The 15,742-nt window shown below is 56.9% G+C and carries 11 protein-coding genes and 2 tRNA genes; 10 read left to right on the forward strand and 3 right to left on the reverse strand.

The window, feature by feature from the left end:
- Positions 1–296 precede the first annotated feature (296 nt).
- The 6 genes from dnaN to Q4E11_RS06690 all read left to right on the forward strand — a co-directional run bounded on the left by dnaN (position 297) and on the right by Q4E11_RS06690 (position 8,636).
- Positions 297–1,487: a DNA polymerase III subunit beta gene (dnaN, locus tag Q4E11_RS06665; protein ID WP_303164657.1), complete on the forward strand. Its 1,191-nt coding sequence runs from the start codon at positions 297–299 to the stop codon at positions 1,485–1,487.
- Positions 1,488–1,499: 12 nt separating this feature from the next.
- Positions 1,500–2,693, forward strand: coding sequence for a DNA replication/repair protein RecF (gene recF / locus Q4E11_RS06670; protein ID WP_303164659.1), 1,194 nt, complete (start codon positions 1,500–1,502; stop codon positions 2,691–2,693).
- 17 nt (positions 2,694–2,710) lie between these two features.
- A complete protein-coding gene (locus Q4E11_RS06675) occupies positions 2,711–3,361 on the forward strand; it encodes a DUF721 domain-containing protein (protein ID WP_303164661.1) in 651 nt (216 codons plus the stop codon).
- 242 nt (positions 3,362–3,603) lie between these two features.
- On the forward strand, positions 3,604–5,643 hold the full coding sequence (gene gyrB / locus Q4E11_RS06680) for a DNA topoisomerase (ATP-hydrolyzing) subunit B (RefSeq protein ID WP_303164662.1): 2,040 nt from the start codon (positions 3,604–3,606) through the stop codon (positions 5,641–5,643).
- Positions 5,644–5,711: 68 nt separating this feature from the next.
- Positions 5,712–6,632 carry an alpha/beta fold hydrolase gene (locus Q4E11_RS06685; RefSeq protein ID WP_303164663.1) on the forward strand — a complete coding sequence of 307 codons (921 nt, stop codon included), beginning with the start codon at positions 5,712–5,714 and terminating at the stop codon, positions 6,630–6,632.
- 63 nt (positions 6,633–6,695) lie between these two features.
- Entirely contained in the window at positions 6,696–8,636 is a 1,941-nt protein-coding gene (locus Q4E11_RS06690; protein ID WP_303164664.1) for an alkaline phosphatase family protein, read from the forward strand.
- Here Q4E11_RS06690 and Q4E11_RS06695 read toward each other — a convergent pair.
- Both Q4E11_RS06695 and Q4E11_RS06700 read right to left on the reverse strand, forming a co-directional pair.
- Positions 8,620–9,003 carry a hypothetical protein gene (locus Q4E11_RS06695; RefSeq protein ID WP_303164665.1) on the reverse strand — a complete coding sequence of 128 codons (384 nt, stop codon included), beginning with the start codon at positions 9,001–9,003 and terminating at the stop codon, positions 8,620–8,622. The genes Q4E11_RS06690 and Q4E11_RS06695 overlap by 17 nt on opposite strands.
- Positions 9,000–9,230: a CopG family transcriptional regulator gene (locus tag Q4E11_RS06700; protein WP_303164666.1), complete on the reverse strand. Its 231-nt coding sequence runs from the start codon at positions 9,228–9,230 to the stop codon at positions 9,000–9,002. Before Q4E11_RS06700 ends, Q4E11_RS06695 begins: the two co-directional genes overlap by 4 nt.
- A gap of 145 nt (positions 9,231–9,375) precedes the next feature.
- Between Q4E11_RS06700 and gyrA the strand changes: the two genes are divergently transcribed.
- The 4 genes from gyrA to Q4E11_RS06720 all read left to right on the forward strand — a co-directional run bounded on the left by gyrA (position 9,376) and on the right by Q4E11_RS06720 (position 12,675).
- On the forward strand, positions 9,376–11,979 hold the full coding sequence (gene gyrA / locus Q4E11_RS06705; RefSeq protein WP_303164668.1) for a DNA gyrase subunit A: 2,604 nt from the start codon (positions 9,376–9,378) through the stop codon (positions 11,977–11,979).
- 3 nt (positions 11,980–11,982) lie between these two features.
- A complete protein-coding gene (locus Q4E11_RS06710) occupies positions 11,983–12,315 on the forward strand; it encodes a DUF3566 domain-containing protein (protein WP_303164669.1) in 333 nt (110 codons plus the stop codon).
- A gap of 182 nt (positions 12,316–12,497) precedes the next feature.
- Positions 12,498–12,571 (forward strand) — tRNA-Ile (locus Q4E11_RS06715).
- A 31-nt stretch (positions 12,572–12,602) separates the two neighbouring features.
- Positions 12,603–12,675, forward strand: a tRNA-Ala gene (locus Q4E11_RS06720).
- 1,918 nt (positions 12,676–14,593) lie between these two features.
- Here Q4E11_RS06720 and Q4E11_RS06725 read toward each other — a convergent pair.
- Positions 14,594–15,466 (reverse strand): hypothetical protein, encoded by an 873-nt coding sequence (locus tag Q4E11_RS06725; RefSeq protein WP_303164670.1) that lies wholly within the window; start codon positions 15,464–15,466, stop codon positions 14,594–14,596.
- Positions 15,467–15,742 lie beyond the last annotated feature (276 nt).

Below are 15,742 nucleotides of genomic sequence, written 5' to 3' on the forward strand. Positions count from 1 at the left end.
CTATTACTACTCCCGACTTTAAAAATCTCTAGAAACTTTTAGATAAAAGGGGTCCTGCGTACAACTGCCCGAAAAACGTTGCTAGAGCGCCGATAGGCGCGACAGCAATGAAAAAATCAGTTTTGTAATTACGGGAGTACTTAAGGCAGTAAGACGGACACTTAGTAAGCAATTTCTAGGTGGAGCAGCGAGCGTCCAGTTCTCTGCAGTAGAGTTGTACGATGGAATCTTTGTAGTTTCAGATTGCAAGTACTTATTGCAGGTACTTTCAGTAATTGACCGTTGGTGGAGGAACGATGGAGCAGACCGAAGTCCGTATTCGCGCGGCCAAGGACGATCTCGCGGGTGCGGTGAGCTGGGTTGCTCGCAACCTGCCGGCTCGTCCTACTCAGCCAATTCTTCGAGGCATGATTTTCCTCGCAGATGACAATGGTCTACAGCTGGCTGGTTATGACTATGAGGTCTCCACTCAGATTCGCATTAGCGCTGAGGTTGATGAACCTGGTCGCTTCGCTGTCAACGGCAAGTTGGTCTCCGACATCGTTTCCAAGCTTCCTAATAAGCAGGTAGAGCTTCACTTCGATGGCACGAAGGTCATCGTTCGCTGTGGTTCCTCCCGTTTTGAGCTGCCGAGCCTGACACTGGAGGATTACCCGCAGCTGCCAGAGGCTCCGGCTGCCACCGGCACCGTCGACGCCGCACTGTTGGCTGAGGCCATTAGCCAGGTTGCTGTGGCCGCAGGCAAGGATGAGTCGCTGCCGATGCTGACCGGTATCCGTATGGAGACCGAGGGCAATGAGGTCACTCTGGCCGCCACCGATCGTTTCTGCCTGGCTGTTCGCAACTTCGAGTGGGAGCAGGTTCCAGAGGGCGAGACCAAGCTGCTTATCCCGGCCAAGACTTTCGCGGAGACTGCCCGCACCCTGGACACTAGCTCGTCTGAGCCTGTGACCTTGGCTTTTGGTGACGGCACCGATGGCCGTGAGGTCGGCTCCGAGGGGCTGCTGGCAATTTTGGCCAGCCCGCGTCGTACCACCACGCGTCTGCTTGATGCGGAGTTCCCGAAGTTCCGTCCGCTGCTGCCCAAGCAGCACTCCTCCATGGCAGTTGCTCGTGTGGATCAGCTGCAGGATGCAATTCGTCGTGTTTCTCTGATGGCCGATCACGGCGCGCAGATTCGGATGGATTTCTCTGACGGCCAGGTTGTCCTGTCTGCTCACGGCGACGAGGTCGGTCACGCTGAAGAGACCGTGGCCTGTAACTTCTACGGTGAGCCACTGCTGATCGCCTTCAACCCGCAGTACCTGCTGGAGGGGCTTAGCTCCGTGCGCTCGCACCGTGTGTTGCTTGGCTTCACGCAGCCGTCGCGTCCGGCGATTCTCATCCCGGAACCGGAGGTCGTTCCGGATGCCGACGACAACGGCCTGTTCCCAACTCCGGAGACGGACTTCACCTACCTGCTGATGCCCGTGCGCCTGCCGGGTTAGTCTTTTAGGGCTATGCATATTCGGTATTTGTCCTTGCGCGACTTTCGCTCCTGGCCGGAGCTGGAAGTCGAGTTCACGCCTGGAATTACCGTCTTTACCGGGCAAAATGGCTATGGCAAAACCAATATCGTCGAGGCCGTCGGCTATCTGTCCACGCTCAGCTCGCACCGTGTGTCAACCGATGCGCCGCTGGTGCGTTCTGGGGCACCGTCGGCACGCGTCTCTGCGACGGCAGTCAACGATGGGCGCGAGCTGACGGCGCATCTGCTGATTAATCCGCACCGCGCAAATCAGGCGCAGATTAACCGCACACGTCTGAAATCGCCGCGTGAGCTGCTGGGAATCGTCAAGTCTGTCTTCTTCTCGCCCGAGGATCTCACGTTGGTTAAGGGGGATCCCGCGGCGCGGCGTCGCTATATCGACGATCTGCTTGCTTTACGACGTCCCGCTGCTTCCGGTATCCGCATTCAGTACGACAAAATTCTTCGTCAGAAAAATGCGCTGCTGAAGTCCGCCGCCAGCACCTTGCGCCGTGGTTATTCTTCCGCGGATGGTCAGGCAGCAATGGCCACCCTGGACACCTGGGATGCACAATTAGCCCAGGTCGGAGCGGCATTAATGGCAGCTCGCATGGATCTCATCGCCGAGTTGGCCGACCATGTCAGCCAGGCGTATGCCACGCTTGCGCCGCATTCGCGGCCTGCCTCGATTGCCTATGCTCCGAAGCTCTCCGGTCCGGACGGTGAATCCGCAGAAAACCTGCCCAGCGAGCCCGAACTGCTCGAGGCACTGTTGCTCACTCGCATGGCCGAGCGTCGCACCGCCGAAATTGAGCGAGGATCCTGCCTGGTCGGACCACATCGCGATGACCTCGGCCTCATTCTCGGCAACGATCCTGCCAAGGGCTTTGCCAGCCACGGCGAAACGTGGTCCTTTGCACTCGCTCTGCGCCTTGGCGCCTACTTTTTGTTGCGCGCCGATGGTCCGGATCCGATTTTGGTGCTTGACGACGTCTTTGCGGAGCTCGACCGGCATCGTCGAGAAGCCCTCATGGAGATTGCGCATCAGGCCGAACAGGTGCTCATTACCTCTGCAGTGGGTGAGGAGCTGCCACAGGCACTGGTGGAGGACACTTCGGTGGCTCATCACACTGTGACGGTGGCACAAACTGAGCAGGGCCGGATCTCGCTGTTGGACGAGGCGTGACAGGTATGGTTGGTCGCATGGAGCCCGAGAACGCGCAGAATGAGGAAAGTGACCTGATCAGCGGTACTTTTTTCCGCATGCGCGAGGCCGCCAAGGAAGGCGGACACAAGCTACCGAACCTGCAGCGACCGCCGCGGAAGAAGGGCAGCTGGACCGGGTTTGATGCTCGGTTGCCGGTAAAAGCGGCAGAGTCGATTGTCGAGGACGTCGATAAGCAGCGTGCACGTCAGGCGACGGTGCGAGACCGCGCCGGCACGGTGATTCCGCCGAGTCTGCTGAAGGAGGCGGGGATTCGTCTCTACCGGAAATATGATCGCCGACCTGCGCCGATTGGGGCAGTGCTGAATAAGGCGATTGTCGATCGTGGCTGGCAGCTCCACATTGCGCACGGTGTGATTATGACGGAGTGGGAGTCGATTGTCGGCAAGGTTGTGGCCGATCACTCACAGGTGCGTGAGTTCAAAGACGGCACGCTAATTGTTGAATGTCAGTCGACGGCGTGGGCAACACAGCTGCGGTTGGCGCAGCGGCAGGTGCTCAAGTCGATTGCTGAGCGCGTCGGCGATGGCATTGTGGAGGAAATCAAGGTGCTGGGCCCGAAGGCACCGAATTGGCGTAAGGGGCGACTGCACATTGAGGGCCGTGGACCCCGCGATACATACGGGTAAATGGTCCACAGAAAGTCAGCGGTAGGCGAAAAACTGCGAAATTTGGACTTTTAAGCCAATGAGGTCTCTCCACAGTAGGGGACTACGTGGGGTAAGATGTGAGGGGAGAATATCGGCAGACGGTTGAAATCACGCTACCTAGCGTGAGATTGAGTACTTCAAGCATCAACCGTCGGCCTGTTTTTCGCGCGCTCAAGCATGTGGCGCGGGAAGAGAAGTAAGAATAGGAGACGCGCCGAACCGTGGCTGCTACCGAACATCAATATGACGCCTCATCGATTACCATCCTCGAAGGTCTCGAGGCCGTGCGTAAGCGGCCGGGTATGTACATTGGCTCGACCGGTGAGCGTGGTCTGCACCACCTGGTGTGGGAGGTTGTAGACAACTCCGTCGATGAGGCCATGGCGGGGTATGCCACCGACGTTGAGGTCACGCTGTTGGAAGACGGCGGCATTCAGGTCCGCGATAACGGTCGTGGTATTCCGGTGGAGATGCACCCGTCCGGTATGCCAACGGTGCAGGTTGTTATGACGCAGCTGCACGCCGGCGGTAAGTTCGACTCCGAGTCCTACGCGGTTTCCGGTGGTCTGCACGGTGTCGGTATTTCGGTGGTCAACGCGCTGTCGACGCGGATGGAAACCGAGGTCATCCGTGATGGCTACACGTGGTACCAGAACTTTGACCACGCAGTTCCGGCGGAGCTTCAGCGCGGTAAGAAGACCAGTGGTTCGGGTACCACGCAGCGCTTCTGGCCGGATCCGGAGATTTTTGAGACCACGGAATTCAAGTTCGACACCATTGCTCGTCGCCTGCGCGAGATGGCCTTTTTGAACAAGGGCCTGACCATCACACTGGTGGATAAGCGCGTCTCCGAAGAGGAGCTGGAGGCTGAGGCGCTGGCGGAGCAGGCGGAGACTGAGTCCGCTGAGGCTGCTAAGGACGCTGCTGAGGAGCAGAAGGAGAAGGCGGAAAAGTCCAGCAAGCCGAAGGAACGCCGCAAGGTCTTCCACTACCCGAATGGTCTGCGCGACTATGTCGAGGCTCTGAACAAGTCGAAGAACATCATCCACCCGACCATCATTTCCTTCGATGTCGCAGGTGAAGGCCACGAAGTCGAGATTGCGATGCAGTGGAACTCCGGCTACTCCGAGTCGGTGCACACCTTCGCCAACACCATTAACACCATCGAGGGCGGTACCCACGAGGAGGGCTTCCGCTCCGCACTGACCTCGCTGATGAACCGCTATGCCCGCGAGCACCGCCTGCTGAAGGAGAAGGAACACAACCTCTCCGGCGAGGACTGTCGTGAAGGTCTGGCTGCCGTTATCTCTGTGAAGGTCGCTGACCCGCAGTTTGAGGGCCAGACCAAGACCAAGTTGGGCAACACTGAGGTGCGTTCGTTTGTGCAGCGCATGGCCAATGAGCACATTGGTCACTGGCTGGAGGCCAACCCGGCAGAGGCCAAGGCCATTGTGAACAAGGCGATCGCCTCTGCACATGCCCGCCAGGCTGCGCGTAAGGCTCGTGACCTGGTGCGTCGCAAGTCCGCAACCGATCTTGGCGGTCTTCCCGGTAAGCTCGCCGACTGCCGCTCGAAGGACCCGAAGCAGTCCGAACTGTTCATCGTGGAGGGTGACTCCGCAGGTGGTTCTGCGAAGTCCGGCCGTGACTCGCTGTTCCAGGCCATTCTGCCGCTGCGCGGTAAGATTCTGAACGTCGAAAAGGCGCGCTTGGATAAGACGCTGAAGAATAACGAGGTCCAGGCCATTATTACCGCGCTGGGCACCGGTATTCACGATGAATTCGATATCGATAAGCTGCGCTATCACAAGATTGTGCTGATGGCCGATGCCGACGTCGATGGTCAGCACATTGCCACGCTGCTTCTGACCTTGCTGTTCCGTCTCATGCGTCCGCTGATTGATGAGGGTCACGTGTACTTGGCACAGCCGCCGCTGTACAAGTTGAAGTGGGCTAAGGGGGAGCCGGGCTACGCTTACTCCGATGCCGAGCGCGATGAGCTGCTGGAGGCGGGCCTGGCTGCCAACCGCAAAATCAATAAGGACGACGGCGTCCAGCGCTACAAGGGTCTCGGTGAGATGAATGCCTCCGAGCTGTGGGAGACCACCATGGATCCGGAGCACCGCGTGTTGCGCCAGGTCACGCTGGAAGACGCGCAGAAGGCCGATGAGCTGTTCACCATTTTGATGGGCGATGACGTCGCTTCACGACGGTCGTTTATTACCCGTAACGCGAAGGATGTTCGCTTCCTGGACGTGTAATTGCACGTTTAATTTCCGGCTTGTCGGTTTTACTGACAACCTCGAGTACAGCCATTAATGTTTAGGAAATGGAACATACTCGAGGTGTCATGGTCGACGGGGAACCATCGGTTAAGCCCCGTATTGTGCAGCAACCATTGCCGGATGGCTCGATGACCCCGATGGCACTTCGGTATCCCGAAGGTTCGCCTCGGGGCATTGTCATTATTTGGCCAGGTTTTGGCATGGGAGCGCGGTATTACCGACCTATTGCCCAGGAGCTGCAGCGCCGCGGTTTTTGTGTGTTGACCTCGGAACTTCGTGGCCAGGGCAACCAGACTGCGGTGGCCACCCGCAGCCACACATGGGGTTACCACGATTTGGCATCGGTGGACTATCCGATGGCTGTGTCGCGTGCTCGCCAGGAGTTTGATCATGTGGCAGCCGGTTCCGGCGAGAAGGTAGGGGAGCCCGCGAAGCTGCCGGTGTATTTCCTCTGCCATTCCATGGGCGGCCAGATTGCCTCGCTGTATTTAGCCAGGCCAGATGCGGATATCGCAGGTGCGGTGATGGTGGGCTCCGGCACGCCGCATTACACATGTTTCACGGGAAACGAGTACAAAAGACTGCGTTTTGGTGCTCCGGTGATGGAGATTGTCTCGCAGATTTTAGGCTATTGGCCAGCGGGCAAGATTGATGTGGCTGGCTATGGGCGTCAGGCCCGCAATCATGTGGTGGAGTGGGCGCGATTCGCCCGAACCGGACAGTTGCGGCCTAAAAATGCCGATATTGATTATGCTGCGGAAATGCAGAAGGCGACCACGCCAACGCTGCTGCTCAACTGCGGTGGTGACCGTGATTGTCCGGCGGCTTCGGCACAGGAACTTATGCGGATGCTGCCGAATGCGGCGCAGTATGAGTTCATCGAGCAGCGACTTGGTCACAATCGTTGGGCTCGTGAGCCGAAGGCTGTAGTTGATCGGTTCGAGCGATTTATTGCGGAAAATTAATCCGGAAAAGAATTAATCCGCAATTTTCTTAGGCGTAATCTACGGTTCTTACCGTGGATTGTTATGGCAACAACACCTAAAAAAATATCCGAATTTTCTCGTCGGCATTTCCTTCAGACTGCCGCGGGCGTGGGCGCGGTCACCGCGGCAAGCACACTTCTGCCACCATCACTGCGCCACGCGCTCGCACAGCCTCGACCGGCCGGCTCTCTTGACCAGATTGAGCATGTCGTTGTCTTAATGCAGGAAAACCGCTCTTTTGACCACTACTTCGGCACATTGCGCGGCGTCCGTGGTTTCGACGATAATTCGGCTCTACCAGGTGTTTTCAATCAAGACGGCATCAATCCGTACCTCATTCGCAATGCGGCCAACCGCGGTGAGCTCTCCGTGGAATACATTGCGAGCCTGCCACACGGTTGGACGGATGGTCAGCTCGCCTTGAACGGTGGACGCTGTAATGGCTGGATCAAAGCCAAGGGCAAGGGCACGATGGCGTGCTATGACCGCCAGGACATCGCGTTCCAATACGCGCTCGCAGAGACCTTCACAATCTGCGATGGCTACTTTTCCTCCATGCCTACGTCGACAAGCCCTAACCGTAACTACTTGTTCTCCGGTGATACCCAAGCGGAGCCGTTCGGGGGAGTGGCGGTGGGCAATGCCGCGTACTCGCCGACGCACTCTGGCTACAAGTGGCGGACGTACGCCGAGGAGCTGACGGATGCTGGCGTGCCGTGGCGCGTCTACCAGGAGTGGGATAATTACACGGACAATAATCTGGACTTCTTTGCCTCGTTTAGGGATATCGGCCGCAAGGTCATCAAAGATGCGGATCTGCCGGGGCTCGATCTGACTGGTTTCTACGAGATTGCGCAAAAGCTGGGCGAGGGTGAGCAGCGCGACATGATTGGGCGGCTGAATGCGGCTGTTGAGAAGCTGCCGCAGGGGCAAAGGGATGCCTACGACCGCGCGCTGTATCGTCATGATCCGGGCACACTCGCCGATGCTTTTCGACGAGACGTTGAAACCGGCAACCTGCCCAAGGTCTCCTGGATTGTGCCATCGGCCGCGGAGAGTGAGCACCCAGGCGCATCATCTCCTATTCAGTCGGCGAACATTACCTACAAGTTGCTCGATGCGTTGGCCTCTAATCCCGAGGTGTGGAATAAGACTGTTGTCCTTATTAACTTCGATGAGTTCGACGGTTACTTTGACCATGTCGTTCCGCCGCTGCCGCCGAAGAACGAGCCAGGGGAGTGGTACCTGGGCAAGCCGAAGGGGCTTGGCTTCCGCGTGCCGATGACTGTTATTTCGCCATGGTCAGTCGGTGGCTTGGTCTCGTCGGAAGTCTTTGACCACACCTCGGTGGTGCGCTTTTTGGAACAAGTCACTGGTGTTGGATGCTCGAATATCACCGATTGGCGTCGTCGAATCTGCGGTGACTTGGTGTCCACTCTGGACTTTTCGGCCTCAGATGGATTGCAGCTTCCCGAGCAGCCCGGTCCGGTACCGGAGTTTGTGAAGCGCTGGGAAGCTGAGCCAGCCGGCGACTTTCCGCACCAGGAGGAGGGGCAGGCGACTGCGCTGCCCACGCCATATCAGCTGCACGCATACCTTCAAGGTGACAAGTTGGTGCTGGTTAATAGTGGTCAGCGTGATGCGGTCTTCGCGGTCTACAGTGGCAAACGCGTTGAACATCACACGGTTCGTGGGGTCTTGGAGCTCAAGCTTGGATTGCTGGACCGCGAATTGACTGTATGTGGCCCCGACCGATTCCTGCGGGTATTTAGCAAGCAGGCGGGGACCCTGCCGGAAGTCACGCTTGACCATGAGGCGGGCTTGGTGATTGTCGATGGGCAGGACCGAACTGCAGGCTATGTCCGCGACCGCTGGTATGAGTTCGAGCTGACTGGCGAGGACGGTGTTCGCGCTTATTACACCGGTCGGTTGGAGTCGGGGAAGCGTATCCCGACCAGCCCATTTGTTAGGTCTCGCGATTAAATTCAGAACTTACTAAATCCACGGTTTCCTGAAAGTCAACCTCCTCGCCGTTAATGGTGAGGAGGACATGCGCCAACATTGCCGCCAGTGTGGCATTGCCGAAATTCAATGGTTTCACGTGAAACGTTGTAAAAGCGATGGCGCGGGCTGCTGCTGAAAATGTAGAAAAATTGCGATGACCTGCGGTAATGCCGGAGCTGGCGGCGGAAATTGCACCAATGCCCCACGGCCGAATGAGTGTAGCGTTGGTCAATTCGGACACGTTAGACACCAGCTCGTCGATTACTGCAAGAATGGCCGCTTCGCTCAGTGACTGCACCTTTGGCATGTGTTTCGGCATGTGTGAGGTCTTTTTCGGAGTGCTCATGCGCGGACCTTCGGGTTGCTTCGCGTGCCGCTTAACTTTCGAAGTAGCGCCATGTCCGTATCAATCACGCTGGCAGTAATTTCACGGGCTTGGCCCTGCTGGACGGCGCGAGCGGCGGCCGATTCAATTGCGCGAATAACCGCCTCGTGTTTGGATACACCCTCCATGTTGGCTAGCAGTGCCAACGCTGTGTCTTGCTCTTTTGTCAGCCGCAAGGTCATGGCCATGTGTGTTGCCCCTTTCGCTACTTTCGCTGAAATAGTGGGGAAGTGATACCACAATGGTATCGAAAAGTTGCACACTGCGTCGTAAAGCGGGCGTGAAAGGCCTGTAGAATGGTTGCGAACCTCTTTTTAGAAAAGGAAGCAGTCATTGAGCGACGATAACAACAACGACGGCTCATCCTTCGGAAGTGGAGTATCGGGGCATCAAGTTCGCCCGATCGACATCAATGAAGAGATGCAGTCGAGCTACATCGACTACGCGATGAGCGTGATTGTTGGCCGTGCGCTGCCGGAGATCCGTGACGGTCTCAAACCGGTGCACCGCCGCATTCTCTACGCAATGTTCGACAACGGCTACCGCCCGGAGCGCGGTTACGTGAAGTCCGCAAAGCCGGTGTCGGACACCATGGGTAACTACCACCCGCACGGCGACACCGCTATTTACGACACGATGGTGCGTATGGCGCAGCCGTGGTCCATGCGCTATCCGCTTGTCGACGGTCAGGGTAACTTCGGCTCCCGCGGTGACGATGGCCCCGCAGCTATGCGTTACACGGAGGCCCGTCTGACGCCATTGGCCATGGAAATGGTGCGCGACATTCGCGAAAACACCGTGGATTTCCAGCCGAACTACGACGGTCGTACGACTGAGCCTGTGGTGCTGCCATCGCGCATCCCGCAGCTGCTGATGAACGGCTCCGGCGGTATCGCCGTCGGTATGGCTACCAACATTCCGCCACATAACCTGCGCGAAGTGGCAGATGCCATTAATTGGTGCCTGGATAACCCGGATGCGGATGAAAAGACCACGCTGGATGCGGTCATGGAGCGCATCAAGGGCCCGGACTTCCCAACGGCCGGCCAGATCGTCGGCGATAAGGGCATCAAGGAGGCCTACACCACCGGTCGCGGTTCAATTCGCATGCGCGGTGTGACCTCCATCGAGCAGGAGGGCAACCGCCAGTCGATTGTCATCACCGAGCTGCCGTACCAGGTCAACCCGGACCGTATGATCGCCAACATTGCCGATCAGGTCAAGGACGGTCGCCTGCAGGGCATTGCCTCGATTGATGACGAATCTGACTTGAAGTGGGGCATGCGTATCGTCGTCAAGCTCAAGCGTGACGCGGTACCGCGCGTGGTGCTGAACAACCTGTACAAGCACTCCCAGCTGCAGACCAGCTTCGGTGCGAACATGCTGTCCATCGTCGATGGCGTGCCGCGTACCCTTCGTATCGATCAAATGGTCACGCTGTACGTGGCCCACCAGATCGAGGTCATTGTTCGACGTACTCAGTACCGTCTGGATGAAAAGGAAAAGCGTGCCCATATCCTGCGTGGCCTGGTCAAGGCCCTGGATATGTTGGACGAGGTCATTGCGCTTATTCGTCGCAGTGCAACCGTTGATACTGCACGTACGGGCTTGATGGGCCTGCTGGATATCGACGAGATTCAGGCAGACGCCATTTTGGCCATGCAGCTGCGTCGACTGGCAGCCCTGGAGCGCCAGAAGATTATCGACGAGTTGGCTGAGATTGAGCTCGAAATTGCTGACTTGAAGGACATTCTGGCCAAGCCGGAGCGTCAGCGTGCCATTGTTAAGGACGAGCTGGCAGAGGTCGTGGACAAGTTCGGTGATGACCGCCGCACCCAGATTGTGGCCGCCGAAGGCGATGTCACCGAAGAGGATCTCATTGCCCGCGAAAACGTCGTGGTGACCATTACCTCCACCGGCTACGCCAAGCGCACCAAGGTCGATGCCTACAAGTCGCAGCGCCGCGGTGGCAAGGGCGTGCGCGGTGCAGATCTGAAGCAGGACGATATTGTCCGCCACTTCTTTGTCTGTTCCACGCACGACTGGATCCTGTTCTTCACCAACAAGGGTCGCGTCTACCGCCTGAAGGCCTACGAGCTGCCGGAGGCAACTCGCGCCGCCCGCGGTCAGCATGTCGCCAACCTGCTGGAATTCCAGCCGGAGGAGCGCATCGCCGAGGTGCTGCAGATTCAGAGCTACCAGGACAGCCCATACTTGGTGCTGGCTACCAGCGAGGGCAAGGTCAAGAAGTCCCGCCTGGAGGACTACGAGTCCGCACGCTCCGCCGGCCTGATTGCTATCAACCTGCGCGAGGGCGACTCCCTGATTGGTGCCCGCCTGTGCTCCGCCGATGATGACCTGCTGTTGGTCTCCGAACGCGGCCAGGCCATCCGCTTCACCGCCGATGATGACGCACTGCGCCCGATGGGACGCGCCACCGCCGGTGTTCAGGGCATGCGCTTCAAGGGTGATGACAAGCTGCTCAGCATGGTCGTGGTCGAGGAGGATCACAGCCTGCTCGTCGCCACTACCGGCGGTTACGGCAAGAAGACCAAGCTCAGTGAGTACACCGCCCAGAACCGCGGTGGCATGGGTGTACTGACCCTGAAGTACGACCCGAAGCGTGGTCCGCTAATGGGTGCGCTCGTAGTCGACAACGACGACGAGATCTTCGCTGTCACCTCCGCCGGCGACATCATCCGCACCAACGTCAACGAGATTCGCGCCACCTCGCGTGCCACTAAGGGCGTGCGCCTGGTCAATCTCGCCGACGGCGTGGAGCTGCTGGCAATTGACCGCAACGTCGAGGACGAGGGCGAGGAGACCGCTTCCAAGGTCTCCGAAGCCGGCACCCTGGATGTTGTACCGAAGCGCACCGGTGCCACCAAGAGCACCGGTGCCGCAGAGCCCAGCGACTCGGAGGACGAGAAGGAGTAGCGCATGGCCGAAACCAACTTGGTAGTCGACAAGGTGAGCCCCTGGTCCGTCATGCGTGTCACGGCGGCCACAGGATTCATTGGCTTCCTGGTCTGGATTGCCGCAGTCGGCCTGCTCTACCTTCTGCTCTCGGGTATGGGATTGCTCGCGCCAATTAGTGAAATGATTGGCGGTGAGGACACCATCAGCGCAGGACTGGTTCTCGGCCTCGCTGCCGCGGTCGGCGCGCTGTGGTGGGTGCTGTCGATTGGCCTGATGTCTCTCGGCGCTGTCATCTACAACGCCTGCAGCGGTCTGGTCGGAGGCGTCAAGGTCGCGCTTGTCGACGACGAATAGGTCGCCAACCCTCCCTCGGCCCCGGTAGCACCCCCGTTTGGTGGCGCCGGGGCCGCAGTGGTTCTGCAGTCCCTTTCAAGTGAAGTGGTTCTAACCACTGCTTTATAACTCAATATTTAGGCCTCTGACCAGCCGATTTGTGAAGTGTCATGGTTACGGGTTAAGTTATATCTCGTTCCACGGGGCCTATAGCTCAGGCGGTTAGAGCACTTCGCTGATAACGAAGGGGTCGGAGGTTCAAGTCCTCCTAGGCCCACTACCGAACAAGGTATAATTGCTCGGTGTATGGGGCTTTAGCTCAATTGGTAGAGCACCTGCTTTGCAAGCAGGAGGTCAGGGGTTCGATTCCCCTAAGCTCCACAAATGGAACAAAATCCCCCGGTCGAAAGGCCGGGGGATTTTTTGTAGTGCGACTTCACGGCGGATTCTAGGGGTCGTGCCACGCCGTGGGGCGGTGTGTCGTGCGACGGCACTAGACGGTGTGGGCGTTGTGAATACCGGCATGCAGCCGAGATTTAAGTTCACTGAAGGCAGGATTAACAGGGATTTCCCACAACTGTTGCACTCGTTCCTCATTCGTCCCGATTGCCTCAGAAGTGCTTCTTCGACCGAGCGTGTGACAAAGGCAATGGTTTACCGAGTCCAGTTTCAGCATGATCAATCCTTCAGAGGCTTTTTCATAGTGTTTTGGATTGAAGGCCTTGACGTCGTTCTGTTCCTGGAGGAAGACAGTGGTGTTGTACAGCGCTTTGGCGGACGTCGTTGAGCCGACGAAACCGAAGTCCGCCGACTCTGCTGCAAATCTCTAAACAATGTCTTGCCCAGCGGGGAATCGAGTCCAAGTGTTGTTCAGCGAATAGGAGAAGTTCGTAGAGGGGGGCTGTAATGGCGATGCGAATTATGGTGGCAATGGTGAGGGCGGTCTCCAACTGCGTGCTGGAAGCCTAGGCCGCGCCACCGATACCTGGGATGTCGTCGTTCATCTCAGCGGCAATTCCACAGGTCAAATCCACGGCAATGCGCTCGGGTTGGGGAGGATGACGGGATCGATGCCGCCAAAACGGGCAATTGCCCACCAGATTTCGATAAGGCCTGCGAAAACGGAGACTTGGAACGTGCGTAATCTGAGTCAGCTGCTGAAGCGGGGGCTCATTTGGAAAATGGGAAGCTAGTTAAAGATCCCCGCGCATCCGTTTCAGGCGTGTTCTTGTAGATTTCGCTCCTCCAGTTAGAGGTAGCCAAATGGAAATTTTGATGAAAGCGTTGATGCTCGGAATTTTTCATGAAACGCTTACGCCGAAGGCATAGTTTTAAAAGGCTATTCACGTCAGTCTTAGTTTCCCTAACTTTTATGGGAACAGTGACAGGAACTGCTTCTGCGGAACGTCAATCTGAGGCAGGACTGGTGAATGAGGTAATGAATTCGGAGAACCCTCAAGAAACGTATAAAGCGTTGTCCAAAGTAGATAAAGAGATCTTTTTGCGCGCTATGTCACCGTCCTCAGTAGAGCAAAGCGTTTCGGTTCCAGTTGTCACTGCAACGCGCAGTAGTGGTAGCTGCAAGACTGCAAACCATCATCAAGACTGGAAATCTAACTATGGGTTCGTAGTTGCCACTTCGTGGCTGTCGATGGAGTGGTGCTCGTCAGGCAATACAGTGACCAGCGTTAGAATTACTAACCAAGGTGGGGAGACATCAACTCCGGGATATACATACCAAGGAGTTTTGAATAGCGGTACCCGTGCATCGGGGCCATCAGGTCGAGCCTATTCAGAAATTGGCCTCAAGCTACTCGACAGTGTGGACTTCGTTAATCTGCTTCCGGCTCTGCATCCGTGTATTAAGCATACGGGGTATGCCGATGGGCATACGGACATCCTAGCTGATGTTAATGCTGGAAATGGTTGTCGGCAGGTATAACAGTGGAAATTCCGGCTTACTACGATTTAATATGGACGCTTTTTCCCATTGTTTATCTTGGGCTTTTGGGGATTGTTGTCTTCTTTGAGGCGCGTCGAGAAAGCGGCACTAACCGAATAATTGCCTGGTCACTTGTACAGCTACTGTTCCCGCTTATCGGTTTTATTATCTGGGCAGTGTTCTTCTTCAGCGAAAAAAGACATGGTAGTAAAGGCCAGAGAGACTTAAAGAATTAAGCTGGTCCGGTAACTGAGAAGCCTGGAAAAGATATAGACAGCAAAACGCCCGATTGTCTTCCCGCATCACTGCGCGGAAACAATCGGGCGTGAAAAGTTTTTAGCTAACTAGCTAGAGCTTTTACTTCTTGCGAGCCTGACCCGGCTTCGGAGCCGGCTTGGACGGCTTAGAAGAAATCTTCTTAGCGTCCTCAGCGTTCTTCTTCTCGGTCTTGACCTCGTCGACCTTAATCTGAGCCTGCTTGGAAGCCTCTGCAGCCTTCTCCTCAGTGGTCTCCTTGGCATCAGCAGCCTTGTCAGCTGCCTTATCCTTTACTTCTTCAGCCTTGTCTGCAGCCTCGGAAGCCTTCTCCTCAACGGTCTCCTTGACCTCGGAGGCCTTTTCTTCGACCTTGTGCTTAACTTCCTGGGCCTTCTGCTGGTACGGAGCCGGGTCGACCGGGAGCTTGTCGTCCTTGCGCAGCTTCCAGACGATGACACCGACGATTGCAGCGACAACAGCGAAGATCAGGGAAGCGGTCGCAATGCGGCCGTTCTTGTTACGCTGCTCTTCCTTGCCAGTGACCTTGTCGATGGCCTTTTGAGTGCGCACCTCGAGATCCTTGCGAGCCTTCTTGGCCTTCTTTTCAGCCTTCTTAGCCTCGCAGCGAGCCTTGCAACGGGTCTTCTTGCCCTTACGCTTTGCGTCCTTTTCAGCCTTCTTAAGAGCCCTCTTGGCTTCCTTGCGAGCCTTCCGAGAATTCTTCTCGGCCTTGCCGGTCAGCTCTTCAGCCTGCTCAGCAATCTGCTCGCGAGCGTCGGACACCTTCTCCTTAACGTCGTCTGCCCAATCGGATGCTGCTTCCTTTGCAGCTTCGTTCTGTGCAGCTGCCACCTTCTTTGCCTCCTGCATCGTGTCGTAGAGTTCTGCAGCCTTCTTATCTCGGTAATCCGAGTAGCTGTTGTAAGCCGACTTCAATCCCTTAACAGCCAGCGAGATTGCGTTGGGGTTCATAACTCTCCTTAGCTAGCGCGCCGCCGAACAAGCGTCGCCCTCTAATTCTCGTTCAATTCTTAAATCAATGCTGCTGCGGCAGTTGGGCCAAGGATTCGGTGTCAGTACCGCAAATAACGCATTACCGCAGTACCGGAGTATTGCAATACCGCAAATACCTCAGTACCTCAGCACCACATGAGCGACAGCAGGGTCACTTTCCAGCTTAGGCACTATTTGTCACTCATGGGGGTCAATGCGGAAGTCTTAGCCATATCTTGACCAACATTTCCGCCG

The organism is Corynebacterium sp. (assembly GCF_030532195.1).
Lineage (GTDB): Bacteria > Actinomycetota > Actinomycetes > Mycobacteriales > Mycobacteriaceae > Corynebacterium.

Coding starts and splice junctions, on each gene's coding strand:
- dnaN (WP_303164657.1), top strand. CDS start 297: ATGGAGCAGACCGAAGTCCGTATTCGCGCGGCCAAGGACGATCTCGCG.
- recF (WP_303164659.1), top strand. CDS start 1,500: ATGCATATTCGGTATTTGTCCTTGCGCGACTTTCGCTCCTGGCCGGAG.
- Q4E11_RS06675 (WP_303164661.1), top strand. CDS start 2,711: ATGGAGCCCGAGAACGCGCAGAATGAGGAAAGTGACCTGATCAGCGGT.
- Q4E11_RS06685 (WP_303164663.1), top strand. CDS start 5,712: ATGGAACATACTCGAGGTGTCATGGTCGACGGGGAACCATCGGTTAAG.
- Q4E11_RS06690 (WP_303164664.1), top strand. CDS start 6,696: ATGGCAACAACACCTAAAAAAATATCCGAATTTTCTCGTCGGCATTTC.
- Q4E11_RS06695 (WP_303164665.1), bottom strand. CDS start 9,003: ATGAGCACTCCGAAAAAGACCTCACACATGCCGAAACACATGCCAAAG.
- Q4E11_RS06700 (WP_303164666.1), bottom strand. CDS start 9,230: ATGGCCATGACCTTGCGGCTGACAAAAGAGCAAGACACAGCGTTGGCA.
- Q4E11_RS06710 (WP_303164669.1), top strand. CDS start 11,983: ATGGCCGAAACCAACTTGGTAGTCGACAAGGTGAGCCCCTGGTCCGTC.
- Q4E11_RS06725 (WP_303164670.1), bottom strand. CDS start 15,466: ATGAACCCCAACGCAATCTCGCTGGCTGTTAAGGGATTGAAGTCGGCT.